This is a genomic window from Sinorhizobium terangae, from assembly GCF_029714365.1.
Classification (GTDB): Bacteria; Pseudomonadota; Alphaproteobacteria; order Rhizobiales; family Rhizobiaceae; genus Sinorhizobium; species Sinorhizobium terangae.
Genome location: NZ_CP121660.1, coordinates 1,363,968 through 1,389,486, shown reverse-complemented (window position 1 = coordinate 1,389,486; position 25,519 = coordinate 1,363,968). Strand labels below are relative to the sequence as shown.

The following is a 25,519-nucleotide window of genomic DNA, read 5'->3' as shown; positions in this document are numbered from 1 at the left end:
GAGGTGACGGAGATGGCAAAAATCCTGCTCGTTGCGCCGACCTGTGATGGCGAGGATGTTGGCGAGGCTTGGGTGGCTTTTCAGTGGGCACGGCGGCTTGGCGAACGCCATGAACTTACTCTGCTGACGTACCACAAGAGAGGCGCAACGCCGGCGGCGCGGCAATTGACTGGTATCAAGATTGTGGAGTGGAGGGAGCCGCCTTTTCTAGGGCGGGCGGAACGGCTGAACAGCATGATGAAACCCGGCTATGTCCCCTTCTACTTCCGAGCGCGGCGTTGGATCCGTGAAGCCGTTGATAAGGGGGAGCGTTTCGATCTGGTGCATCAACCGGTTCCGGTCGCAATGCGCTATCCCTCGCCGGCCGCCAACTTGGGGTTACCGCTCGTTATCGGACCGGTTGGAGGGGGACTGTCGTCTCCTCCGGGGTTCGCAGCGGAAGAGGCCTCCGCTCCATGGTTCGTGGGAATGCGTCGGTTGGACGGCTATCGCTGGCGCTGGGATCCCTTATTGCGCGGTACTTTTCAGAACGCAGACTGCGTGCTTGGGATCGCCGGGTATGTGAAGGAACAACTTGCGGGAATGCGCATGCGACGCTTCGAGGTAATGAGTGAGACCGGCCTCGATGAGGTTCCGGCGCCGGTCGACAGGGCGGGGCGTTCGGGGCCGACGAAGCTGCTGTATGTGGGACGTCTCGTCCGAACGAAAGGTGCGCGCGATATTATCCGCGCTATGGCTCTCTTAAGGGATCTTGCAGTCGAGCTCGACATCGTGGGGGAGGGCCCTGAGCGCAGTGAATGCGAGACGCTCATTGCGTCGCTTGGCCTCAACAAACGCGTCACGTTGCATGGATGGCGAGCGAAGGAAGAATTGCCCGAATTCTACCGGCGGGCTGACGTATTTGTCTTTCCAAGTTATCGCGAACCAGGTGGAAACGTCGCATTGGAGGCGATGGGATATTCGCTGCCGCTCGTCGTGATCGACCGCGGTGGACCAGGAAGCGCGACTTCGGAGCGCTGTGCGATAAAGCTTCCCATCACCACCCCCGAAGCGCTCGCGGCTGCCATCGCTGCAGCAATTCGCAGGCTTGTGATCGATCCGGAACTGCGCTGTCAGATGGGACTCGCTGCACACGAGCATGTGACGCAAACCGCACTGTGGTCGGCGAAACTCGATCGAATGGATTCAATCTACAAGGATATTATTGGCGCAACTCCGCAAGACAATGTCACGTGACCTCGTTCGGAGTGAGGGCGGCGCGTAGCGCCGCTCGGTGCCCCGGACCTAACAAAATCCGCATGCTTTCGCCGACGATGATGGCAAGGCGAAACAGCATGGTGGCTACCGGTCCGTGATGCCGTCGATAATAGCGGACGCGATTAGCGGTCATCAATGCGGACAAGTACGGGTTACGATGGTATGCACCACCGATGTGAACTGCGCGCGCATTCGTGTCATAAAGGATCAAAAGCGCCGAACGGCGAACCCTTTTCATATAATCGACTTCCTCACTGTAAAGGAAGAATGACTCGTCCCAATCCCCGACTATCCGCCGGGTCCGTGCCGAGATGGCCAGAATGGCGCCAGTCGCCCATTCAATCCGACCGCCTTGCTGATAAAGCTTGGGATCGGCAACGATCTCACCCAACCCGATCCTGGCGGCAAGTTTCGTTCCGAGCAGCGCGTCCGACCAGACCGTTACCGCAGACGGCTCACGCCGCAAGGAATGGCGAATTTTGCCGTCCTCGCCGAGGATTTGCGGGACCACCACGCCGACAGACGCCTCAGCCAGCCGATCGACCAATTGGCGTGCCGCGCCGGGGTGAAGCCGAACGTCCGGATTGAGGATCAGAAGATCCGCCCAAGGCGCCACTGTGGCCGTGGCGGCGTTGATGCCTGCCGCATAGCCGGCATTCCGGCCCATTCTGATGACCTTGGCGCCTATTGGATGGGCATTTGCAAGGTCGGCCGAGCCGTCGCGCGAGGCATTGTCTACGACGATTACCTCGTAGTTCGCGATCCCTTCAAATCCCGCGGCCAGGGAATCGAGCAAGCCCGGCAACACGGACGCGCTATTATAGGTAACGATCACCGCTGCGAGGCTGCCCGTCCCGTTTTGTCCCGGGACGACAGAGTTATGTCCTCGATCATCCACTTGCGGCTTGTCCATAACGTGCCCTCATATGCCCCGGAGCGCGGAGCTTCCCATGATCATTGCAGGAAGATCACCGACGCCAAAAGACTGCCGAGAGAGGTAGGGTGTTGGCCTGGCACAGACGCTGCGTCATCCAGAAAGTCAGGTGGACCGTGGCATACGTCATCCTCTCGGAGTACATCAGCACCATTGTCGTCAGGCGCGGCTGCGCTCCGTAAGTCTTTGAGTGCACTGGATTATCCTGCCTGATTTCCTAGGATATTTCGAGGTTTCGACGGTCCATCGATCCGTATTCGCCGCGCCTTTTGGCCGTCCTTGCCGTTTCCGCAGGATAGCGACGCCCGGGATATTCCTCATGTCGATCGAGTTTCAGCATTCCTTGCCTCCGAGAGCGGAGAGCGTGCCGGGAGGCAGCAAGCTGACACGACGATTCGCGAGTCGGATCGCGGCTGGCCCGCTCGCAAGGCTGCGGGCGCTTGAAGAAGTGTCCGCCGACGCCTGCATCCGGGTCGACGAGCTGATCGCTCTGGCAGCGCGCGGCCTGCCACGCATGCGCAAGAAGGGGTTGTTCGCGCACACGGCGCGCGCCGTCAAAACCAACGCGGGATGGTCGGAGCAGCCCGAGGGCGAGAGTCTTCGTTATACGGCAATGGTCGCGCTTGGATTGTCCAAGTTGGACGTAGCGGCGCAGCGGCAGGTTCTCGATGGCAACACCGCAGCCGATCTGGCGCGAACGGCCGAAGCCCGCGCCGAAACGACCGACGATCCCGGGGCGATCGCGCTTGCAGCGTGGGCCGCGGCGGAGGCGGGGCATTTTCATGCTTCCCGGCTTTTCCGCAAGCTTGCCGCTCTGCTTGCCTCACAGTCATCTGTCGCCACCGTGAACTGCGCATGGGCGCTCATTGCCGCGCTCGCCGGAAGGTATTTCGGGGACACACGGGAATTGGCCACCTTTGCCGCAAGCCGGTTGATTGGCGGCCAGGCCGCGTCAGGGCTCTTTCCGCATGTGCTGCCTGCCTCGGTCAATGGCCGTCTGCGCGCGCATATTGGCTGCTTCGCCGATCAGGTCTATCCGATTCAGGCTCTTTCGCGGCTTCACGCTGCGCACGGTCATCCCGCCGCCATGGCGGCGGCCGAGGCCTGCGCCGCGCGAATCTGCTCACTGCAGGGACCAGCCGGACAATGGTGGTGGCACTACGACAGCCGCGACGGAAGTGTCGTCGAGGGCTATCCAGTCTACAGCGTGCATCAGCACGCCATGGCGCCGATGGCACTGCTCGACCTTTGGCAGGCTGGGGGGAGCGGCCATTGGCGGGCAATCGTCAGCGGATTGGACTGGCTAGATCGTCATCCGGAGGTGCTGGCACCCCTTATAGCTCACGACAAGAACGTCATCTGGCGCAAGGTCGCGCGCCGCGAACCCAACAAGGCGGTACGGGCGATGTCGGCCTTCACCACGGCGCTGAAGCCCGGCATGCATCTTCCCTGGCTTGACGCGGTCTTCCCGCCGAGCCGGGTCGATTACGAATGCCGCCCCTATGAACTGGGATGGCTTCTCTATGCATGGCTTTCCGGAGACGAGGCAGTGAACCGGGCTCCGGGCGTGGAGGATAGCGATGCCTGACCTGTTGCAAAAATCCGACGTGAACGTCAACCGCCGACTGTTGTTCGGCATGTATCTGGATGCCGTTCGAATGGATGATGTGATCGAGGCCTGCCGCAGAGCGCTGATCACGCGTAGTCCCATCCTGCTCGGGGTGCTGAACGCCGCCAAGATCGTCAAACTGCGCAGCGATACGCTGTTGCGCAATTCGCTCATGGAGTGCGATCTCCTGTTGGCCGATGGCCAGTCGATCGTATGGGCCAGCAAGCTGCTCGGGCGGCCGCTGCCGGAGCGCATCGCCGGCATCGACATTTTTGAGCGGCTCCTCTCGCTGGCGCACAGGGAAAATCGCTCCATAGCGCTTCTCGGCGCCCGGCCCGAAGTGTTGCAGAAGCTGCAGGAGCGGCTTCGCGAGCGCTTTCCCGGGCTGCGGATCGCATGCAGTTACGACGGCTATTTTCAGCCGGGCGAGGCCGGTCGGATCGCGGCGGGGATCAGGGATTCCGGCGCGGACATGCTGTTCCTTGGAATGACGTCCCCCAAGAAAGAGATCTTTCTCGGCAAATATGGTCCGTCGCTCAACGTTCCCGTGCTGCATGGCGTCGGCGGATCGTTCGACGTATTGGCAGGTATCACCAAGCGCGCCCCGCTGGCCTGGCAGCGCGTCGGAATGGAGTGGGCATATCGCTTGCTCCAGGAGCCGCGCCGACTGGCGTGGCGCTATCTGACGACCAACGCGACCTTCATCCAGCTCTCGCTCAAGGAATTCTTCCATCCCGCCCCGGCGTTTGGGCCCGAGAGGATCACGGGCAAATGACCGGAAACCGATGCCAATCGACCCGACGGATGCGGAGAATGTTCAATGACTGAAGCGTTCAGAGGCCGGCTGGCGATACTTGGCATGGGTTACATAGGCCTGCCGACGGCTGTCGCGATTGCGACCCGTGGTGTCGACGTCATTGGCGTCGACACCAATCCCGCGACGGTCGCGGCCGTATCACGCGGCGAAGTACCGTTCGTCGAACCCGATCTCGCCGTCGCCGTCAGCGGCGCGGTCGCGATGGGCAGGCTTACCGCGACGTCGGAGGTGCCGGAGGCCGATGCCTTCATCATAGCGGTCCCGACGCCCTTCAACGAGGACAGAACCGCGGATCTGTCCTACGTGGAGGCCGCGGCCAAGCAGATCGCTCCGAGGCTCAGACCCGGCAACATCGTGGTGCTGGAATCCACATCGCCCCCCGGCACGACTGAAAAGGTGGGGGCCTGGATCGGCGACCTGCGGCCCGACCTGAGGATGCCCCGCGACGGTGAGACGGGTGCGGACATCTTTGTCGCCCATTGCCCCGAAAGGGTGCTGCCGGGCCGCATCATGATCGAGATCGTCACAAACGACCGCGTCGTCGGTGGCCTCACGCCAAGATGTGCGGAGAAGGCCGCTTCCATCTACCGCCTGTTCGCGCAAGGCGAAATCCTGCTCACCGACGCGGCAAGCGCGGAAATGGCGAAGCTCGTCGAAAATGCCTATCGCGACGTAAACATCGCCTTCGCCAACGAGCTCTCGCTGATCAGTGAGTCGCTCCACATCGACGTTTGGGAAGTGATCCGGCTCGCGAACCGGCATCCGCGGGTCAGCATCCTCAATCCCGGCCCTGGCGTGGGCGGCCATTGCATACCGGTAGACCCCTGGTTCATCGTTTCCGCGGCCCCGCAATTGTCGCGGCTGATCCGTACGGCACGGGAAGTCAATGACCGTCGGCCGCACGACGTGGCCGAGCGTGTGGTGGCGAAGGCGCAACGGTTCCGAGCGCCAACGATCGCCTGCCTTGGGCTGACCTTCAAGGCGAACGTCGATGACGTGAGGGAAAGTCCGGCCGTCGAAGTCGTCGGCCTTATCGCCAAGGCCCTGCCGGAGGTAGAGATCTTCGTTTCGGATCCCTATGTCAGCATGCTACCGACCTCGCTGGCAGGATACTCCAACCTGCGCCTCGAGGGCGCCTACCAGGCCGTGGAACGGGCCGACATCGTCGTGCTGCTGGTCGAACATGAGCCGTTCAAGGCGATGCGGCACACGCGCCTAGGCGGCAAAGTCGTTTACGACACGCGCGGGGCGTGGCGCTGACGGTTCAGCGGATTCGAGGCCTGCGTCGAACTCTACCGGCGGGTTTCCGACGCCGAAAAAGTGCTCGATCGCCTGGGTCGAGCGCATCGCGGCTTGACCGTCCCCATAGGGGTTCACCGCCTGCGCCATGGCCTGATAGGCCGCCCGGTCGGTCAGCAATGTCGTCACTTCGCGCACAATGCGGTCCTCGTCCGTACCGACGAGCCGCACAGTGCCGGCGGCAACGGCTTCGGGACGTTCGGTCGTCTCCCTGAGGACGAGCACGGGCTTCCCGAGGGTCGGCGCCTCCTCCTGAACGCCGCCGCTATCCGTCAGAACCACCGAACAGTCGCGCATCGCCTGGACGAAATCGCCATAGTCGAGCGGCCGCGTCACCAGGACATTGTCGAGGCCGACCAGCGGGGGGATGAGCGCGTCGCGTACGACTGGATTGAGGTGTGCGGGCAACAGGAACACGATCTCCGGAAACGTGCTTGCCAGCCGGGCAATCGCACGGGCCGTTCGCGCCATCGGCTCTCCCCAGGATTCGCGTCGATGGGCCGTGATCAGAACGCTCCTCCTGCCGGAAATCCTCTGCATGTCCGGGTTGTCGAGGGGGGTGTTGCGCGAGGCGACATGGAGCAGGGCGTCGATGACCGTGTTGCCGGTGACGACGATGGTGTGCTCGTTCACGCCCTCGGAGAGGAGGTTGACCTTCGATGTCCGCGTCGGCGCCAGATGCAGGCAGGCGAGTTGCGTCGTCAGCCGGCGGTTCAGTTCTTCCGGAAACGGATTGTAGCGGTCGCGCGTTCTCAGCCCTGCCTCGAGATGGATCAAAGGGACCTTTCGATAGAAGGCGGCCAGTGCGGCAGCAAAGCAGCTGGTCGTGTCGCCCTGGACCAGCACTGCATCGGGTTCCTCGGCGTCTATCACGCCGCAGACACCGCCTAAAGCGCGATTGGTGATATCTTCGAGCCTCTGCCCCTGCGTCAGGATGTTGAGGTCATGGCTCGGGCGGATGTCGAACAGCGTGTTGACCTGGTCGAGCATTTCGCGATGTTGGCCTGTTACGGCGACGATGGGCGTGCAATGGGACGAGCGATCGAGCTCAGCGATCAATGGCGCCAATTTGACGGCCTCGGGGCGCGTCCCATAAACAATCAACACCTTGCGCATGCCGGCCTCTCCTTCTGACCATGCTCGACGCTCATCGCGATAACCTCGGTAAGTTGCCTCGGTCGGGCGCGATCGATTTCCCTCCGCGGATCCGGTGCAGTGCCCGCTCTCTTCGCTCCCGCCTCAATAGCCGTGGTGATAGCGGCAGTCGTTCAGCACAACACCAAGGACGTTGCTCTTCTCGGACAGATACTGCTCGCAGGAATCGACTTCAGAGAGTGTGGTCCGCTCGGCCGCCGCGACCAGGATCACGCAGTCGACATTCGGCAAAAACGCTATGACGTCGTCGGTGGAAAGCATGGACGACATATCGTAGAGGATGATATCCGGACTCATCCTTTGCCGCAGTTCCCGCAACACCCTTGTCGTCTCGGGGCTTTGCAGCGTTTCCGCGGAAAATGGCACAGGCCGTCCGTTGACGCCGACAGCCAGATTGCTGTCGTGGCGCAGGAAAACCTCGCTGATTTCACTCTGGCCGTTGAGGAAGCTTTCAAATGGTGGCGAGCCCGTCACCCCGAGCCTCTCGCCGATCTGCGGCCGTCTCAAATCGACGTCGACGAGCAGGGTGCGGCAATCCTTCTGGTCAGCCAGGCTGAATGCCAGGTTCAATGCGAGGAAGGTTTTGCCGCAGCTGGGCGCGGGGGAGGTGATCGCGACGGACGTCCAATTGTTCTGCCGCAACGTTTGCAGGATCTTCGTGCGCATCATGTCGAATGGAGTGCGCGCCGGGGTCGATCGGTTGATGGTAACAATGCGATTTTGGGCGAGGATCGCAGGATCGATGCGAAGCGCCGGCAGGCCGGCCCAAACTACCTCACTCTCGATCCGCGAGCAGGCATGAATTGTCTGTTCCGAAGCTCGATCTATGGCGCGGACCTGGGCGATTCCCTGGAGCGATGTGGAAATACTTTCCATGATTTGTTGGTGACCCTCATCGTATAGTTGTTGTTGTTATTTTAGATCCGATAATATTATATCAAACATTCATGTGCTAATTCGAAATAAAATTCTCGAATACCAGTTCAATCGGCGAATAATAGTAATGGATGGTGGCCAATGTGCCCGGAATGCCTGCGGCGACGAGCGCCGCCGCTATGCCTCGCGCCACCCTTCGTTTGCGGCCGGCGGCGCGCAACTCGGCTGGCGTCGCGATATGCGGGATGGTTGCGAGCGGTTGGTATTGAAGCAATTGGGCCAGTTCCGATGGCCTACGCACCGTTCTGTTGAGGATTTCAAGCAGTGCCACAAGGGCGAGGCTGAGCCCGATTCCCGCCGCGCCGCCGATGGCGACGATACGCCGCCGGTTTGGGCCTACAGGCGATTGGGGTGGCGACGCGGGCTCGAGCAGCGAAAGGCGTCCGCCATCGGAGCGTAGCTCGATCTGCTCGCCTATCAGGGCCTCCGCACGCCGTGCGATCGCGGCGTTGTATTGCGTCTGGACATTCAGCCTGTTCCGTTCGAGCGAATTGAGGGCCGTTTCGCTGGCCGGTGTCGCCACGATCGACCGCGTCAGGTCGGCTATGTTTTGCGTGATGGAAGCCTTTTCCTGGCTTATGACCACCAGGCGCTGATCGACGTCCGAAAGCTGAAGATCAAGCCCGGACAGTGCCTTCTTGCTCCCGGAGGTATCCGTTGCCTGACTGGACGGCAGACCACGCTGCAACGACGCAATCCGAGCACGCAGTGTTATGATATTGGGGCTCTTTTCGGAAAAGATCGCGAGTTGCTCAGCCAAGGCGCGATTCAGATCCTGAAGCATCTGCTGCTCAGGCGTGACCGGGCCGCTGTCGGCCGACAGAGCGCCGGTGGCATAAGCATCCATGAGACTGCTGCGCCTGCTGCGAAGAGCGGCCTCCTCACGCTCGAGCAAAATCAGCCGCTCCTGCTGGCTGATTTGCTGCCGGCGACGAAAATCGAGGCTCTCGGGCAGCGTGTCCTTGTTCTCGCTCTTGAATTCGAGGAGATCGGCCTCAAGTCGGTTCAGGTCGGATCCAAGCCTCGCGACCTCCCGGTCGAAAAACCGCAGCGTGTCGCCGGCGCGGTCTGTGCGCTGGCGCTGATTGCTGCGCAGGATCATTGCCACGAGCTCATTGACGGTCTTTGCCGCCAGCACCGGCTCGCCAGCCGCGAAGCTTACGTCGAAGATGCTCGCTCCCGTATTGGCGCTCAGCGTCTCCAACTGTTCGAAAGTGATGCGGGACCGCATGTCCTCGACGATATCCTCGCTGGAGAGCTCCTCGTCGCCCGACCGCTTCTCGCCCGATAGCTTGTTGCCGTAGAGATCGAGCTTGTCCGCCAGCGCCAGAAGATACTCGCGCGTGGTAATCTGCTGCTGGATGATCTGAAACTGGTCCACGGCATTTGTCGGCACCGTCGAACGCGCCAGGTCCGCTGGAATCTGCGGCGCCTCCACGAGGATCTTGGCGCTCGCCCGATAGACAGGCGGAAGTATGCGCGCGATCAAAACAGAAATCGCCACCGCCGAGATGGTGATCGCCAGGATGTACGGCAGCCTTCGCCACAGGATCGAAATGTAGAAGCGTACATCCACATCGCGCATCGCAAGGTCACCCGAACTTGGACTTGAGCGGCACCGTGCCAAGTATTCATCTTCAAGCGGTTACGAGGCGGGTGATAGATGATCAATGGGGGGTGACCGAGCGCGCTTCCACCTCCGGTACTAGTTCCTTCGAGTAGGCTCTTTCAACCTATGTCTTACGCTCGGATTCGCGTCTGACGCATGACCTCCCATGTAGAGCTTTCACGGGTTGTATTTGTCGCGGCCGGGACTGCTGCCGCACCGGGCGTGCGCTACGCGCCGGCAAGGGCAGGCCCTTTCCGGAGGTACAAGCCACTGAAAGCGGAAGGGATGCCGGGCATTCTGTCAGGCGAAGGGGCCTTCGCGACCGTCGCCTCCACCGAAAGAGGGTAGGCCATCACCTCGACGGCGGCACTGCAAACCGGCATTCGCCTAACCGTTTCACCCAATCTGCTGCTGCGGCTCGCGCTTCAGGCGACTTCCAAACACCGGCTCGCGCGGTCATGCTGTCAAAGTCGGCTGCTCACCCCTGTCGGGAGGCGCGTCGACCATCGCCATTCCGCTCAACGCACGTAGGGTCACAAATGCACGCTGCTCCACGTCTAAGCGTGGTCATCCCGCATCTCAACGAGCCTGACAATCTGCGTCGCTGCTTGCTTTCTCTCGACGCGCAGCGCGCGGACGGTATTCCCTTCGAGATCATCGTCGTCGACAACGGTTCGGCCGAACGGCCCGATGCCGTCTGCTCGAGTTTTGCCGGGGTATGCCTGGAGTACGAGCTGGTTCCGGGTCCTGGCCCCGCCCGGAACCGGGGTGCAAATGCGGCCCGATCCGACCTCCTGGCCTTCATCGATGCGGACTGCGTGGCGCAGCATGGCTGGGTGCGCGCGATCGTAGAGTTCCTGGCCGGAAATCCTGATATCGATGTGGTCGGTGGCGACATTGGAGTTCTGATGGCCGATCCGGAACGACCGACATCGATCGAACTCTATGAAAGCATCTACAGCTATCGCGCTCGCCTTTACGTCGAAAGTCACGGCTTTGCCGCAACCGGCAACATGGCGGTTCGAACGCGGGTCTTCCGCTCGGTCGGTCCCTTTGGGGGCATTTCTACGATGGAGGACACGGAATGGGGAAGGCGTGCGACCGCGCTGGGCCATCGGTTGGCCTATCTGCCCGAGGCGAAAGTTCTCACGCCTTCCTGCAGATCCTTCGCGCAACTGGCGCGGCGATGGGACCGACACGTCGCTCACGAGTTCCGGAAGGTTGGTGATAGTCCGACAGCGAAGCTCCGGTGGCTGGCGGGTGGCGTGATGATCGGCGCCTCTCCTCTGATCGAGATGTTCAGAATCCTGTTTTCGGACCGTGTCTCGGGCGGCCGCAGCAGACTGTTTGCTCTGGCATGCCTGATCCGAGTCCGGCTTTATCGCGCCGGTTTGATGTTCAAACTGGCGCTCCACCAAAACGCAGCCTCGCTGGTTGAGAACTGGAACAGAGAAAATACCTAAGCCATTTTACGTATTACGTGCGTGCTACGCGGGATCGTCGAGAATATGCGAAAGCAATTCTTGGTGTGCCGGCATACTGTTAAAGCGAAATCGCGAAATAACTAGTACTAGAACTAATTGTCTAATGGGTATTTATTGATATTTCAATAGGGAAAATATCTAATATTTCTGCAAAGCAGACATCAATATTATTAACAAAAATAATATACCTCCTAACTCGAATTTATATTTGGGATGGGCAGAGAGATCTACGCTTGCGGTGAGTTCCACTATCAGTCGTGGAGAGCGCAATGCCGAAAAGTCCCAGGTTATATCCCCATTGGCTTATCGCACCGCCCGCGTCGCACGATTCAGCGGTCGGCCCGCGGCGATCCTATCTTACGGCCAAGCGTGGTTTCGACATTGCGTTCACATTGATGATCGCGCCATTTGCCCTGGCGATTGTCGCAGTTCTGGTACTTCTCGTTCGCCTGGATGGCGAGAAGGCTTTCTTTCGCCAGGCGCGGCTCGGCAAAGGGGGGCGGGTTTTCCATCTCTGGAAGCTTCGGACCATGGTTCCCGACGCAGAGCAAAGGCTACAGGAATATCTGGATGCCGATCCGCTGGCCCGCATCGAATGGGATCGCACGCAGAAGCTTCAGAACGATCCGCGGGTTACGACGCTTGGCAAATATCTGCGCAAATATTCCGCCGACGAGTTGCCGCAGCTCCTGAATGTCCTTCTTGGCGACATGAGCCTTGTCGGTCCGCGGCCGATGCTGCCGGACCAGCGGTCTCAGTATCCGGGCAGTGCGTACTTCAGCTTGCGTCCGGGGATTACCGGGCTCTGGCAGATCAGCGAGCGCAACATGTCCAGTTTCGCTCAGCGCGCAACATACGACACACGCTATGCTGGCATCATGTCCTTCGGTACGGATCTGTCGATTCTGTCGAGGACTATCTTCGTTGTCCTGCGCGGCACGGGCTTTTGAGTGCCATTCTCGCTAAGGCCCCGGCGTGCTTGTCGTCAGGCGGGTATCGAACGTGCCCGAGAACGAGTGTCCCGGCCTTATTGTCCTGGTTCGGCTCAGTGATCTGACCAGTTCGTCCCGTCGGTTGCAGGATCGCTGGGAAACAGATCATTGATCTTATAGGCGACTTCCGTCCTGTTCGTCGCCTTGACCTTCTTCATGATGTTGCGGATGTGAACCTTGACGGTGCTTTCCCGCAGGTTGAGTTCGTAGGCAATGATCTTGTTTGCCTTGCCGCGCCGCAGTGCCTCAACCACTTCGGCCTGACGCGCGGTGAACATGCCGGCCAAAGGGCGCGCGACCGCATTGCCCGACTCGAGCAGCCGACGCATGGCGAATACGCTGCTTGCTGGAACGAAGGTCCCGCCGGCCACGGCGAGGTCGATCGCCTCGATACAGACATCGATGCTGACCGAGGAAGGGATATAGCCCTTGGCGCCATACTCGAGCGCCTTCATGATCTGGGCGAGCTCGTCCGTATCAGCCAGCACAATCACCGGCACCGGTTCGAACTCGGAAGCGAGCTTCCTTATTTCCTCGGCAACGACCGGATCAACGATCTTTCTACCGCCCACATTCAGCAGGATCGAGGACAATGGAGGGTGTAGGTGTCGCTGTCGTCGCCATTCTTCGATCGATCCGAATGCCAGGACACGCATGTCAGCCTTGTGGGACACTATGCTTTGCGCCAGGCATTGGCGATCAAGCGCCCGACTGTCGATAATCACAAGCAAGCGCTCCGGAAAGGAAGGTTGTTCTGTGCCTGTGTCGATATTGTTGTCAACTTGCGTGGGAATGTCGTTTTGTATATCTTTTCCATGGCTAATCAATTTCATAGTTATACGTCTCCCCAATAGCAATCTCGTTCGCAAATTTGTTTGACGTGTTGACATTTAAAGCTTGCGCGAGATCCTACACCGCAGATTTCGACTGAAAACGTGGCAATCTACGCAGCCCCTTAAACGAAATTCACTACATAAGCATTGATTGATATTTATAACGTGAACTGACCAAGGGCGCGCGGCCGCTGCCCCCAGGCAGGCCCAAGCCGTCATTCCCAGTCTGCCCTATTCCAATGTAGGTTAAAGACCCCCAAAATCTTATAGTAGACGTACCTCTTTCGACGTACGGATGCATCATCCTCCGGCACGCAATCGGGACGGGGAAATCTCTGCCGTTATCAGGTCCCATTGAGCGCATGGCTGTCTATGGCTCCCTTTGGCGCGTCGTTAATGTCATTCGATACATACGACTGATGACCCAGCGCGCCCACCTCATCACTAAATTTCAGTGAATAAATATTTAAGTAAAGTCTAATAAAATCTAGACTACTATAGCGATCGTAAGGATGAAACGACCAATTTGGGGTGCTGTGCCTAAAATAAGGAGTATTTTGCACGCATGCAGCGATGAGGTGTGTCTTATTAAATGATACATCCGCAGTATATGGCGCTACGTCGTCTACCACCTTTTAAGCAGACTCGGCCGTAACATCTTCTTATCCAGCAATCCTGTTCGGCCGTGGCATTTCCCGCGACCTGAAACATCGATGAATGACCAATCGTTCGCCGTAACGAGGACTGTCTCAATTTAGATCGGTCCCCGCCGCGGCTGCCTGGCATGAGGTGCCTGTTTGCGGGCGGGCCACAGGCTGGCAGTCCTGTTGTTGACCGCGCCAAAAGGGGACGAACGCTCACCAGAAGCGAGGGGGCGGCGCGGCGCATCCATCAGGACTTCCTCCTCGCGGCCCGTCGAAGGTCGATCAGCGATCAAAGACGCCCTCATTCCGTCGGTCGAGCCCTGTATCTGAGCTACGAGCGGTCGTATTTGCCCTCGCTTTGCTTCGACACTGCCATGCACATTGTGTCTGTCGACCTGAGACCCGGGAATGTTGAGCATCCAGGCGCCGCTCGCCCACAAGAATATAAACAAAACATAGGTCGCGTTCCAGAAGTGTACGGTCCAGCCAACCAGGAAAAACGCGCCCATCGCAATCAGATATGCCGTCCGGTAGCTGTTCAGTTTCTCGTCAAATCCTTCTTTGATACTTACATGAAATAAAAGTGTAAGATATGAGGACATTATTAAGGCTACCCCTGGAATTCCGTAATATATTGCATGCGTAAGCCAGAACATATCAATGCTTTCGGGCATCCATATTGGTCGATCCCACCTGTTGAAGCCAACTCCGAATAATGGGTGGTTGAGAACGGATGCCGAGCCAAAATTCCAGATTAGTACCCGATAGCCGGCGGAATATGTGTCAAATGAAAAGTGGGTGATAAAGAACTCTGGAACAGATTGATTCGATGCCGCCGCGATGAAGACGTAAACCGTAAGCAGTTGCACCCAGAGTATTTTCCACCGGTGAACGTAACTGCGCAGCAACCAATTCCATGCGATCATTAGCGCTTGAAAGATCAACGCCGTCAGCGGACCTGATGAAAGGGCGAGGAAACTCGTTACTGCGACAATCCCGGATTTGGTCCATTTCAAGAATGGTTTCTCCTGATAGCCAAGCACCAGGTGCACCAACGCAAGCACACTGCCGCAGACAACACCAAACAATATTGGGTGGTCGAGCGTACCTTGTACACGTCTCAGTCCCCAACGGGGCTCTGTGATGGCAACAGGGTGGGACGGCAATACAGTGGAAAACAATTCAAGTAGGATGTCGCGATCGCTGAGTGCCTCGATGATGGCGAACGGCGCCAGGGCCGCCACGATCAGGAACAGCAGGCGAACTGCACGATAAAAATCGCTTGCGTCACGGATATAGGTGCGGGCGAGCAGGTACGCCCCTGCCGTTTCGATGAAGAGTATTCCTGCCGGCTCGATGGACTGTTGGAAGCCGTGGGCCACCGTGAGGCTGATCGCACCCCAGAAGCAGTAGAGAAAAAGCAGGACGTCCGGCGCCCTGACACGTCCCGCCTTCCCGCCGACCCAGCGCAAGAGGCACGGACCAAGCAATGCAATGAGAACGATCCGGTATGGCGAAAGGGCGAGCGACCCCAGTTTTATCGTCCACGGTAAAAAGAGGCTCAGGAGAAACATGCGAACTGGCCAAGCCAATTTGCCTTGCATCACGGTGTACGAGCCCCTCCCAACTCGACGCGAGACGCGACTGGGCGACGTGGCGAGGGTCCTTGCGACGGTTATCATGGAGAGCACATCTTACGGTACTGGACTCGGCCGGCGACCCGCTCTTCGGTTGAGCATGGCATCTGTTTATTTGGGCCCATGACTCACCCTGGTTCCCGCGTTCATCGATTAAAGCAAACTCGGTGCCGGCAAGGCGTCCAATCGATGTCGAAAAGGCACAAGAAATTCCGCTGAGAGTTGGAACATCAACTGAATATCCGCTCACACCCCAGGCTGAAAATGTTGTCTGGGGCTCCAGATGTGCCGCTGCATATTCCTCATCGCACACCAGACCAGATTGCGGAAATCCTTGAGGCCAGTGAACCTGATTATTCGCTTTGTAGGATCGTCGCTTAGAGGGGAGGGATACCTCTTTAGGGGCTCCACTGACCAGAGGCGGGAAGCGCCGCCTTCACCAATGTTAGTAGAGCATCGGAAAGTTGACGTAGCGCTAGGACATTCCGGCGGACAATGCTGCCACACTTGAGAGAAGTTTAGCTCGAAGCGCCACCCGGATAAAATCTTGCGCGAACGGGACACGATCTTCGGTAATAGCATCTGTTCATTTTGCACCCGATGCTGTGATCGAGATCCCGATTAGTCTATCTGAAAAGGAAATATGATTATGTCTTGTACACACAAATCTGATATCTGTTCTGCATAAGAAAGCTATAATGTCAAGCAAAGTTTCAATTATTCTACCGACATTCAATCGAAGTAGCACTTTGGTTGGCGCGATAAATAGTGTCATCACTCAATCGCACAAGGACCTTGAGCTGATAGTCGTCGACGACGGCTCCACGGAAGACATTGAAAAAGTCGTGCGCAGCATTGCTGACGACCGCATCCGCTACATAAGGCGAGAGTTAAACGGCGGAGCCGCCGCCGCACGAAACACCGGTCTGAAGTACGCCAAGGGCGACTACGTCGCGTTTCAGGACAGCGACGATATCTGGCTGCCTGGAAAGTTGGAAAAACAACTTGCGCTGCTGTGCTCCCTTCCAGCCCACTTTGGGGCAGTGACTGGAGCAAAGATAATCTACGGTAGAGACTCAAGCTTCAACTACGGTCCCACGCGAATAGCTCTTGCTCCTCCTCCTGACGGGCGTCTTTGTCCCGACGAGGGCCAACTCGAACGACTTTTGACCGAGAACCGCATCAGCGTTCAGAACACCCTGTTCCGACACAATTGCATGCCGACTCTGGAATGGTTTGACCCCTGCGCGAGGGCCAACGAGGATTGGGAATTTGCGATCAGGTTGGTGCAGCACACAACTGTGTATGAGGACATTGAACCTGTCGTCCTGGGGTTCGTTTCGGCCGACAGTATATCCGCGAATGGTCGCAAACCTATCATCGGGCGGTTGCGCATCCTGCGAAAAAACAGAGCAATCCTTACTACACGGAGAAGGCTGAGATCCCTGATAATGCTCGACGTTGTCCGCTACTTTTATGTAGTGGGTAAGAGAAGGTCTGCCATCAAATTTCTCGTGGCGGTGATCGGAGATTATCCACCGCACATCAGGTTTGTCTGTTGGGCCTTGGCAAAAAAATTTCGCAATTGGTTCCTCACGCCTTCCTGATGCGAGCGTGGTGCCGCATGCATTCTGGCGTGCCGTCTAGTCGCGGAGGACTGGCGGCCAAATGCCTGACCGAACAGTTGCGAGGACCTCTTGTTCACGAGACGTTTTCGCTCTCTTCTCGAATGGGTCGTGGTTTGCGATTTCGAGCATAAGAGCAAGACGAACTGAGCGCATCGCCTCGATGAGCCGACGTCTTGGCGGTTCGGTGAGGACCTGTCGATAAATGTCGAGCTGCAGGTTTGCCGCTCGCTGCAGGCCGAAGCGCTTGGTAACCATTTCACGGCCGAACCGGCCAAGGGCAGTCCGCCGCGCCGGATCCTTGATCAGTCCCTCGATCTGCGCCGCAAGTCGGCCGGCGCCGGCGGCTCCATCGGCCAGGCCGTAAAAGCCTTGTCTCAGGAACAGTTCGACTGTTGATGGTTCGAAGATTTCGGAAAAAGCCTGTTCCCCTTGCACGATGAGCGGGCGAGCGATGGCAAGCGCGCGCAGCGCCGAACTCCCCATTCCGATGACCAGGTCGGCCGCCGCATAGGCACTGCGCGGGTCCAGGTCGGCACCAGGAAGCATCACGATCTCACGTCCATGGCGACGGTTCACTGCGGCTGCCCTCGTCGTCAACGCCTCGCGCGCGGGACCGTCGCCGAGAAGGATGAGCCTCAACGGATATGACCCTGCGAGTATGTCCGCGGCATCGATCGCCCGCACGAGGGCATCCAGCTTGAGATCGATCGCGAGGCGGGACACGGTGACGACAAGGAACTCCTCGTCGGCGACGCCGTGCCTGTTGCGGAATGCTTTCCCGTCGAGGAGGGGCGTGTCGCGCTCGACATCGATTGGCGGCTCGAGCACCCAGACCTGTCCGCGATGCGTCTTGCGCGCCTCTATGGCAAGATCGGACGTGCCCATGATCAAGGGTACCGAGGCTGGAACATGCGGCATCACCTGCATGCTGAGAACGGTACAGAGCAGGGGAACATTCAAGAGAAGGCCTGCTCCGTAATAGGCGTCGAGGCAGGTCGGCCACTCGTACGCGTGGATCAGGTCGATGCGTTCGCTCCGCACAAGCGCTGCGATCTGGACTATCCTCGAGGGGGCCGGGCGATATTTCAAAGGCCGCGCCGGCACATAGCGAAGGCCGCGCTCCTCGATATAGGAGACGAGCGGGCCGGGGATGCCATAAACAATCACGTCATGACCTGCCTCGGCTACGGCGGCCGCGAGATCGATGGCATTTATCTGGCTGCCGCCGATTGAAAGGTCATGTGGATACACGAGCACGCGCAACGCCTTGGTTCCCGTATCTGCCTGCTTCCGGCAAAGCCGTCCTAGGTCTCTTCGAGACGGCAGAGGAAATGTAGCGCCAGCGTAATGTCGGTCGTCCCACTCACTTCAACCTCTCACTTTGGCCGAAAAAGAATGCCGCAACCCTGATCGCAAACGAGGCGCGTGGCACGAAATCATCAATGCTCTGTACGTTGCTACGCCTTTCGACGCACTCGGTACTGCATTTTGTTTTCTTTACTGTTGGGTCGAAAAGAATTCTTCTGATTCGCAGAATTAATTGATTTACCTGACGAATTAGAAACCCGGCAAACACGCCGCGTCACGGCCGCGGGTTTTAATAAACACGATGAGAAAACAGGGATATTGGCAGCATGATCGCGTCCGATGTCACGCTGCATGACGATGTCGTCATCCATCATCCGGATCTTGTCAATCTCTATGGATGTGCGGTCGGCGCGGGCACGCGGATCGGCACGTTCGTGGAGATTCAGAAGAACGCGGCAATCGGACTTAACTGCAAGATTTCCAGCCACTGCTTCATCTGCGAAGGGGTGACGATCGAGGACGGCGTCTTCATCGGCCACGGGGTCATGTTCACCAACGATATCTATCCACGGGCGGTCAACGCCGACGGGAGGCTCCAGTCGGAGGCCGACTGGACCGTGGTGCCGACACGGGTCAAGCACCGCGCTTCCATCGGCAGCAACGCGACCATTCTGGCCGGCGTCACGATCGGGGAGGCCGCCCAGGTCGGCGCCGGCGCCGTGGTGACCAAGGATGTACCAAGCTTCGCGATCGTTGCCGGCGTACCCGCCCGGATCATCGGACGCGTCAAGGATGCCACGATCGAGACTGCGGAGGCGTGAGATGATCGGCGTTGCTGTCGTCGGCTACGGTTACTGGGGGCCAAACCTCGTGCGCAACTTCTGGGAAGCGCCCGGTGCGCGACTCATCTCCGTATGCGATCTGCGCAAGGATCGATTGGCGACCGTCCAGACCCGTTACCCCGCCGTTGACATCACAGACGATTTTGAAGAGGTCCTGCGCGACCCGCGCGTCGATGCCGTTGCGATCGCCACGCCGGCTGCCGCGCATTTCAAGCTCGCCATGAAGGCGCTGATGGCGGGAAAGCACGTGCTCGTGGAAAAACCGATGGCGGCGACCTCGGACGAGGCACGCCGCATGGTCGAGGAGGCGGCGCGCCGCCGCCTCGTGCTCGCCGTCGACCACACATTCGTGCACACGGGCGCCGTCCGCAAGATGCGGGAGCTTGTCGAAGACGGGCTTGGCGACGTCTACTACTACGATTCAGTCAGGGTCAATCTCGGCCTCTTCCAGCACGACGTCAGCGTTATCTGGGACCTTGCCGTGCACGATCTGTCGATCATGGACTACGTGCTACCGGAACGGCCCGTAGCGGTGTCGGCCACGGGCATGAGCCATGTTGCCGGCGAACCAGCCAACATCGCCTATCTCAATCTCTTTTTCGACAGCAAGCTGATCGCGCACATCCACGTCAACTGGCTCGCTCCGGTCAAGGTGCGCCGGACGCTGATCGGCGGCAGCAGCAAGATGATCCTCTACGACGACCTGGAGCCGAGCGAGAAGATCAAGGTCTACGACAAGGGGATAACGCTGAACGGCAACCCGCAGAAGAATGGCGAGAAGGTCTACCAGATGCTGGTCGGCTATCGTACCGGCGATATGTACGCTCCTCACCTCGACGTCGCCGAGGCACTCGGCATCGAACTGTGCCAGTTCATCGATTGCATCGAGCGAAATGAACAGCCGGTTGCCGACGGAAATGCCGGGCTGCGGGTGGTGAAAATCCTCGAGGCCGCCACACAGTCGCTAGCAGAGCGCGGCCGGGTGGTCGAGCTGGAGCATATGAGGCGCATCGCATGATCCCCTTCCTCGATCTCAGGGCGCAGTATGCATCGATCAAGGACGAAGTCGATGCGGCAGCGCTGCGCGTGCTCGCGTCGGCGCAATATGTTCTGGGCGACGAGGTCGCTGAGCTTGAGCGCGAATTCGCGGCCTATTGCGGCGCGCGGCACGCGATCGCCGTCAACACGGGCACGAGCGCCCTTCATCTTGCGCTGCTTGCGCTTGGCATAGGTCCTGGCGACGAAGTCATCACCGTCCCCTTCACCTTCGTCGCCACGATCTCGGCGATCTGCTACACCGGCGCACTGCCGGTCTTCGTCGACGTCGAGCCGGTGACGCTGACCATGGATGCGACGAAGCTCGAGGCTGCGATCACGCCCCGGACCAAGGCGATCGTGCCGGTTCACCTTTACGGACAAATGGCCGACATGGACGCCATCAAGGCCATTGCGGACCGGCATGGCGTACCCATCATCGAGGACGCCTGCCAGGCCCACGGCGCCGAATACAAGGGCCGCCGTGCCGGAAGCATTGGGGTGTCGGGTTGCTTCAGCTTCTATCCGGGAAAGAACCTGGGTGCCTGTGGCGAAGGCGGCATCGTGGTTACCAGCGATGACAGCCAGGCACGCACGATGCGGATGTTGAGGGATTGGGGCCAGGAAAGCCGGTATCACCACGTGCTCAAAGGCTTCAACTATCGGATGGACGGCATCCAGGGGGCCATCCTGCGCGTGAAGCTCAGGCATCTCGACGCGTGGACTGAAGCACGCCGTGCCCACGCGGCACGCTACTCTGCGCTGCTCGCGGAGTCCGATCATGTGAAGGCCCCCCTCGAGATAGCCGGCCGGCGTCACGTCTACCACATCTATGCCGTCCGGTGTCGGGATCGTGAGGCGCTGCAGCACGCGCTTAGCAGCGAAGGTATACAGTTCGGCCTGCACTATCCCATTCCGGTGCATCTGCAGAAGGCCCATGCCGACCTCGGTTACGCACCGGGCGATTTTCCGAGATCGGAGGCGGCCGCCCGGTCGGTTCTTTCGCTCCCCATCTATCCGGAAATGACAGCCCGGCAGGTCGATGAGGTGGTGTCTGCGGTGGAGCAGGAGGCCCATGTCCACTGAGCGCTCTGCGGGCATCCGAATTGTCCAGGCGGTGCATGGCCGCCGTGAGGCCGTTGCCGATCCGAGCTATCAGGTGGCGCTGGCCGAAGAGCTGAAACAATCCTACGGCGCGGCGGGCCTTGTCGAACTCTACGGCCGCTTCATCGTTGGCGACGGATTTGTCGACCTGCTGATGCGCAAGGCGATCTGGCAAAGCGTTGCGAAGAGTTGCGGCTGCGGTCTGCAGGTCGGCAGCGGCGCCGGCTTCAAACACCCCGAAACGTTCGAGATCGGCAACAGCGTCTTCATCGGCGCACAGGCCTACATCCAGGGCCGCTACGACGGCAGGTGCGTCATCGGCGACAATGTCTGGATCGGGCCGCAAGCCTTCCTCGACGCGCGCGATCTCGTCATCGAGGAGTTCGTCGGATGGGGGCCGGGTGCCAAGATTCTCGGATCGAGCCACACCGGCATTCCCGTCGATGTGCCGATCATCAGAACCGACCTCGAAATCAAGCCGGTTCGCATTGGCGCCTGGGCCGATATTGGGACCAATGCGACGATCCTGCCTGGCGTGACGATCGGCCAAGGCGCGCTCGTCGGGGCGGGCGCGGTGGTGCTCTCGGACGTCGAGCCCTTCGCCGTCGTTGCGGGCGTACCGGCGAAATTCCTGCGCTGGCGAACGGATTGCTCACCAGCGCCGGCGAAACCATAAGAGATGAGGCGGGCGATGAAGGACAAGCGGATTCTAATCACTGGTGGCGCCGGCCTCATAGGCTCGCATATTGCCGATCTCGTCGCACTGGAGCGGCCACGGGAAATCCGGATCCTCGACAATTTCGTGCGCGGCCGGCGCGAAAATCTCCGTGGGGCGGCGAGTATCGGCCCGCTCAGGATCATCGAAGGCGACATCAGGGACCGTGCGCTGCTGGCGAGTGCGCTCGAAGGCGTCGACATCGTCTTCCATCAGGCGGCCATTCGCATCACCCAATGCGCCGAGGAGCCGAGGCTCGCTTTCGATGTCCTTGCGCGTGGCACGTTCGATGTCCTCGAAGCGGCGGTCAGCGCTGGCGTGTCGAAGGTGGTCGCAGCCTCGTCCGCCTCGGTGCTCGGGCTCGCCGAGAGCTTCCCGACAACCGAGGACCATCACCCCTACAACAATCGGACGATCTACGGCGCGGCCAAGGCATTCAACGAGGGGCTCCTGCGCAGTTTCTCCGAGATGTACGGGCTCAACTATGTCGCGCTCCGCTATTTCAATGTCTATGGCCCGCGCATGGATGTCCACGGCGTCTATACGGAGGTGCTGATCCGGTGGATGGAGCGCATCGCCAGCGGCCGGCCGCCGATCATCTTCGGCGATGACAGCCAGACTTTGGATTTCGTGCACGTGCGCGATATCGCACGCGCCAATCTCATGGCCGCAAGGTCGGATGTCACCGACGAGGTCTTCAACGTTGCAAGCGGTACGGAGACGAGCCTCCGGGAGCTGGCGCTGCTTCTGGCCCGCATCATGGGAGCCTCGCTCGAACCGCAGCTCGAACCAGCGCGCAAAGTGAATGCGGTCACACGTCGGCTTGCGGATACAAGCAAGGCCGAGCGGCTGCTGGGGTTCAGGACCGAGATCACGCTTGAGGAGGGACTGCGCGATCTCGTCGCCTGGTGGCGGCGCGAACGGGCGTCGACAGGGGGAGAAGCGGCATGAGCGAGGCACCTCGCCAGATCCCGGTCGCCAGACCCGTTCTCGATGAACGGGAAGTCGAGGCGGTTCGGCGGGTCATACTTTCAGGATGGGTGACGCAAGGCCCGGAGGTTGCAGCGTTCGAACGCGAGTTCGCGGCCTTCGTTGGGGCGCCCCATGCCTGTGCGGTCTCGAACTGCACGACGGCGCTTCATCTGGCCCTGCGTTGCGTCGGCGTCGGTGTCGGCGACGAAGTGATCACGGTCAGCCATTCCTTCATCGCGACGGCGAACGCCATCCGGTATTGCGGGGCGCTACCGGTCTTCGTCGACATCGAGGCCGGCGGCTACAACATGGATCCCGACCTCGTCGAGGCCGCAATCACGCCGCGCACCAGGGCAATCCTCTGCGTGCACCAGCTCGGCATGCCTTGCGATCTTCGTCGCATCGTGGATATCGGCAAACGACACGCCATTCCGGTTATCGAGGATGCCGCTTGCGCTGCCGGAAGTGAGATAGTCTGGGATGGGCAGTGGCAAAGAATCGGTCGGCCGCACGGGGATATCGCGTGCTTCTCATTCCATCCGCGCAAGGTGGTTACCACCGGCGATGGCGGTATGCTGACCACGGCAAGCGATGAATACGACCGAAAATTCCGGTTGTGGCGCCAGCACAGCATGAGTGTGCCGGATACCGTCCGACACGGCGCGAAACAGGTGATCTCAGAGGACTATCCGGAAATCGGCTACAACTACCGCATGACCGACGTCCAGGCGGCGATCGGCCGCGAGCAGTTGAAGCGGCTTCCAGCTCTCGTCAAGCGGCGAAGGGCACTCGCCAGGCAATATACCAGGCGCCTTTCCGGCGTTGCGGGATTGCAGACGCCGGTTGAGCCTCACTGGGCCCGGAGCAATTGGCAGAGCTATTGCGTGACATTGCCCGGCTGGATCGACCAGCGGCAGACGATGCAGGCCCTGCTGAATTGCGGCATCTCGACCCGCCGCGGCGTCATGAACATCCACCTGGAGGAAGCCTACGCCGGGAGCGACACGCACAGGGCCGCAACCAGCCTGGCGCAAAGCGTCGCCGCACAGCAGCGATCGGTGATCTTGCCGTTCTTCACGCAGATGACCGGCGCCGACATAACGCGGGTCGTCGAGGAGCTCCTTTCCGTTCCGGCAATCGCCGAACCCGCAGCGCTGCGAGCGGTATGATGCCATCGCTTGTTCCCCTTGCTTGGCGAGGTTAGGCGGATCTAGAGCGCCAGGCTCGCATGGTCGCGGGCAATGAAGCGAGCGGCACGAGCTCGATCAGCCTCCGAAGCGCATAAGCTCCGCTCAGCGTCGCTGTCATGAGGCCGAGAATAGCTGCCGGCCACGGCGGCAGCACGAAGAGGGCGCCGAAGACGAGCCCTGATGCCGGCAGATAGATGAGGGCGAGCTTACGATTGGCCGCGGACCAGCGAAAGCCCGAGAGGTGTCGAACGATGCCGTAGATCAGTAGGCCGTGCCAGACATAAAGGCCGAAAAACGCGGCGGCTGCTCCGGCTGAGCCGAACGCGCCGACGAGGAGCCATGCGAGACCGACATGGACCAGGGTCGCCGCGACCTCCACCCAGAAAAAGACCTTTTTCGCGCCCTTGGCGAGGACGATGAAACCCATGGGCCACGCAATGACACGCAGCATCATGCCGAGGCAGATCCAGCGAAGCATGTCCACCGCGGCATAGAACTCGGGCGAATAAAGCAGCCTTATGACCAGCGGGGCAGCGGTCAGCGTGGCGATGAGGCCGGGGCCAGCGACAAGCATGCTGATCTGCGCCTGCTCGTTGACGAGACGATTGCATTCGGCATCGTCTTGCGCGACCGCGGTCAGGCGCGGATAGAAGTCGGTGCCCATGGCCTGCAGGACGAAACTGGCGTAGAAGCCTCCAAGCGTCCAGGCTGCCTGGTACAGCCCCGCTGCCGCGATGCCTTCCGCTTTCATCACGATGAGGCGGATCGCATAGGCCGCGCCGAGTGTCAGGAATCCACTGGCCATGAAGACGACGCCGAGTTTCAAGAGGGCGGCGGTTTCCTCGCGGACCTGACGCACGGGCATGGGAGGCGTGCGGAGGCGTATCTGCCTGCGATACCACCAGGAGGTCGCGAGCGTGGCCGCGGCAGCAGCGACGAGCGAGGGCACGATTCCCGAGGTGCCGAAGAGATAAATCAGCGGGATGCTGATTACGGTGCTGAAAAACGCCGCAAGGACATTGATGCGGGCAAGACTGGCAATGTCTCGCATGCCTTGGATCAAGGCTGTCTGGCCGTCTGAAAGCAGGCGGAACAGGATTGCTGCGGAAAGCAAAGCGACGCCGCCGGCGTAGCCGGGACCGCCGAAGGTGAAATCGGCGACGGTATAAGCAACTGCTGCCAGAAGCAGGGCGCCGAGAAGGCCGAGCACGAGCGATGTCCGCTTGAGCACGGTCGCCGTTCGGGCAATCCTGTCCGCGTCGCCGCTGCCGACCGCTTCGGCGATCTGGCGCACGCCGCTTGCCTGGATCCCAAGTCCGGCGAGCGCGTAGGCGATATCGGCGATGGAACTGTAAAGGCCGATCAACCCTAGGCCGGCCGGCCCCAGGAGCAGGGCCATTGCCTTGTTGCGAATGATAGAAAATAGGACGTTGATGACGGACGAGCCGCCGATCAGGGCGGTCGACTTGAGGATCTGGCTGTAGCTCGATCCACGGTCAGGGCTCGCGCGCGCTTCCAT

21 protein-coding genes are annotated in these 25,519 nt (G+C 60.0%); 13 read left to right on the top strand and 8 right to left on the bottom strand.

Features of this window, described 5'->3' with window-relative positions; translation table 11 throughout:
• The first annotated feature begins 12 nt into the window (after nucleotides 1–12).
• Nucleotides 13–1,236 (top strand): glycosyltransferase family 4 protein, encoded by a 1,224-nt coding sequence (locus tag QA637_RS25090; RefSeq protein WP_283065401.1) that lies wholly within the window; start codon nucleotides 13–15, stop codon nucleotides 1,234–1,236.
• Here QA637_RS25090 and QA637_RS25085 read toward each other — a convergent pair.
• A complete protein-coding gene (locus QA637_RS25085) occupies nucleotides 1,229–2,170 on the bottom strand; it encodes a glycosyltransferase family 2 protein (protein ID WP_283065400.1) in 942 nt (313 codons plus the stop codon). The two genes, QA637_RS25090 and QA637_RS25085, sit on opposite strands and share 8 nt — an antisense overlap.
• A gap of 340 nt (nucleotides 2,171–2,510) precedes the next feature.
• Between QA637_RS25085 and QA637_RS25080 the strand changes: the two genes are divergently transcribed.
• Genes QA637_RS25080 through wecC form a run of 3 tightly spaced genes read left to right on the top strand, consistent with a single transcriptional unit; the run spans nucleotide 2,511 to nucleotide 5,877 of the window.
• A complete protein-coding gene (locus tag QA637_RS25080; protein WP_283065399.1) occupies nucleotides 2,511–3,779 on the top strand; it encodes a hypothetical protein in 1,269 nt (422 codons plus the stop codon).
• On the top strand, nucleotides 3,772–4,575 hold the full coding sequence (locus QA637_RS25075; RefSeq protein WP_283065398.1) for a WecB/TagA/CpsF family glycosyltransferase: 804 nt from the start codon (nucleotides 3,772–3,774) through the stop codon (nucleotides 4,573–4,575). The genes QA637_RS25080 and QA637_RS25075 overlap by 8 nt, the downstream gene beginning before the upstream one ends.
• A 45-nt stretch (nucleotides 4,576–4,620) precedes the next feature.
• A complete protein-coding gene (gene wecC / locus QA637_RS25070) occupies nucleotides 4,621–5,877 on the top strand; it encodes a UDP-N-acetyl-D-mannosamine dehydrogenase (protein WP_283065397.1) in 1,257 nt (418 codons plus the stop codon).
• Here the strand turns inward: wecC and wecB are convergent.
• From wecB to QA637_RS25055, 3 genes are all read right to left on the bottom strand, one after another.
• Nucleotides 5,833–7,032, bottom strand: a complete 1,200-nt coding sequence (gene wecB, locus QA637_RS25065) for a non-hydrolyzing UDP-N-acetylglucosamine 2-epimerase (RefSeq protein ID WP_283065395.1) — start codon at nucleotides 7,030–7,032, stop codon at nucleotides 5,833–5,835. The two genes, wecC and wecB, sit on opposite strands and share 45 nt — an antisense overlap.
• Before the next feature lie 123 nt (nucleotides 7,033–7,155).
• Nucleotides 7,156–7,947 (bottom strand): CpsD/CapB family tyrosine-protein kinase, encoded by a 792-nt coding sequence (locus tag QA637_RS25060; protein ID WP_283065393.1) that lies wholly within the window; start codon nucleotides 7,945–7,947, stop codon nucleotides 7,156–7,158.
• A 76-nt stretch (nucleotides 7,948–8,023) separates the two neighbouring features.
• On the bottom strand, nucleotides 8,024–9,592 hold the full coding sequence (locus QA637_RS25055; protein ID WP_283065392.1) for a GumC family protein: 1,569 nt from the start codon (nucleotides 9,590–9,592) through the stop codon (nucleotides 8,024–8,026).
• 563 nt (nucleotides 9,593–10,155) lie between these two features.
• Between QA637_RS25055 and QA637_RS25050 the strand changes: the two genes are divergently transcribed.
• Both QA637_RS25050 and QA637_RS25045 read left to right on the top strand, forming a co-directional pair.
• The gene (locus QA637_RS25050; protein ID WP_283065391.1) at nucleotides 10,156–11,079 is read left to right on the top strand and encodes a glycosyltransferase family 2 protein; all 924 of its coding nucleotides are present in this window, start codon (nucleotides 10,156–10,158) and stop codon (nucleotides 11,077–11,079) included.
• 290 nt (nucleotides 11,080–11,369) lie between these two features.
• Nucleotides 11,370–12,050 carry a sugar transferase gene (locus tag QA637_RS25045; protein WP_283065389.1) on the top strand — a complete coding sequence of 227 codons (681 nt, stop codon included), beginning with the start codon at nucleotides 11,370–11,372 and terminating at the stop codon, nucleotides 12,048–12,050.
• 95 nt (nucleotides 12,051–12,145) lie between these two features.
• Here QA637_RS25045 and QA637_RS25040 read toward each other — a convergent pair whose 3' ends face one another.
• Together QA637_RS25040 and QA637_RS25035 are read right to left on the bottom strand one after the other, a co-directional pair.
• A complete protein-coding gene (locus tag QA637_RS25040; RefSeq protein ID WP_428843171.1) occupies nucleotides 12,146–12,925 on the bottom strand; it encodes a LuxR C-terminal-related transcriptional regulator in 780 nt (259 codons plus the stop codon).
• Between the two features lie 754 nt (nucleotides 12,926–13,679).
• Nucleotides 13,680–15,176, bottom strand: a complete 1,497-nt coding sequence (locus tag QA637_RS25035; protein ID WP_428843183.1) for an O-antigen ligase family protein — start codon at nucleotides 15,174–15,176, stop codon at nucleotides 13,680–13,682.
• Nucleotides 15,177–15,904: 728 nt separating this feature from the next.
• Between QA637_RS25035 and QA637_RS25030 the strand changes: the two genes are divergently transcribed.
• Entirely contained in the window at nucleotides 15,905–16,813 is a 909-nt protein-coding gene (locus QA637_RS25030) for a glycosyltransferase family 2 protein (RefSeq protein ID WP_283065386.1), read from the top strand.
• A 36-nt stretch (nucleotides 16,814–16,849) separates the two neighbouring features.
• Here QA637_RS25030 and QA637_RS25025 read toward each other — a convergent pair whose 3' ends face one another.
• Nucleotides 16,850–18,091 carry a glycosyltransferase gene (locus QA637_RS25025; protein ID WP_283065384.1) on the bottom strand — a complete coding sequence of 414 codons (1,242 nt, stop codon included), beginning with the start codon at nucleotides 18,089–18,091 and terminating at the stop codon, nucleotides 16,850–16,852.
• A 377-nt stretch (nucleotides 18,092–18,468) separates the two neighbouring features.
• Here QA637_RS25025 and QA637_RS25020 point away from each other — a divergent pair, with 377 nt between their 5' ends.
• Genes QA637_RS25020 through QA637_RS24995 form a run of 6 tightly spaced genes read left to right on the top strand, consistent with a single transcriptional unit; the run spans nucleotide 18,469 to nucleotide 23,979 of the window.
• On the top strand, nucleotides 18,469–18,963 hold the full coding sequence (locus tag QA637_RS25020; protein WP_283065382.1) for an acyltransferase: 495 nt from the start codon (nucleotides 18,469–18,471) through the stop codon (nucleotides 18,961–18,963).
• Nucleotide 18,964: 1 nt separating this feature from the next.
• On the top strand, nucleotides 18,965–20,002 hold the full coding sequence (locus QA637_RS25015; RefSeq protein WP_283065380.1) for a Gfo/Idh/MocA family protein: 1,038 nt from the start codon (nucleotides 18,965–18,967) through the stop codon (nucleotides 20,000–20,002).
• Nucleotides 19,999–21,105 carry a DegT/DnrJ/EryC1/StrS family aminotransferase gene (locus tag QA637_RS25010; protein ID WP_283065378.1) on the top strand — a complete coding sequence of 369 codons (1,107 nt, stop codon included), beginning with the start codon at nucleotides 19,999–20,001 and terminating at the stop codon, nucleotides 21,103–21,105. Before QA637_RS25015 ends, QA637_RS25010 begins: the two co-directional genes overlap by 4 nt.
• Complete coding sequence (locus tag QA637_RS25005; protein WP_283065376.1) at nucleotides 21,095–21,799, top strand: acyltransferase; 705 nt, start codon at nucleotides 21,095–21,097, stop codon at nucleotides 21,797–21,799. The genes QA637_RS25010 and QA637_RS25005 overlap by 11 nt, the downstream gene beginning before the upstream one ends.
• Before the next feature lie 15 nt (nucleotides 21,800–21,814).
• A complete protein-coding gene (locus QA637_RS25000) occupies nucleotides 21,815–22,789 on the top strand; it encodes an NAD-dependent epimerase/dehydratase family protein (RefSeq protein WP_283065374.1) in 975 nt (324 codons plus the stop codon).
• Complete coding sequence (locus QA637_RS24995) at nucleotides 22,786–23,979, top strand: DegT/DnrJ/EryC1/StrS family aminotransferase (RefSeq protein WP_283065372.1); 1,194 nt, start codon at nucleotides 22,786–22,788, stop codon at nucleotides 23,977–23,979. The genes QA637_RS25000 and QA637_RS24995 overlap by 4 nt, the downstream gene beginning before the upstream one ends.
• Before the next feature lie 31 nt (nucleotides 23,980–24,010).
• On the opposite strand, the gene QA637_RS24990 is transcribed toward QA637_RS24995, so the two are convergent.
• Nucleotides 24,011–25,519 carry an O-antigen translocase gene (locus tag QA637_RS24990; RefSeq protein ID WP_283067344.1) on the bottom strand — a complete coding sequence of 503 codons (1,509 nt, stop codon included), beginning with the start codon at nucleotides 25,517–25,519 and terminating at the stop codon, nucleotides 24,011–24,013.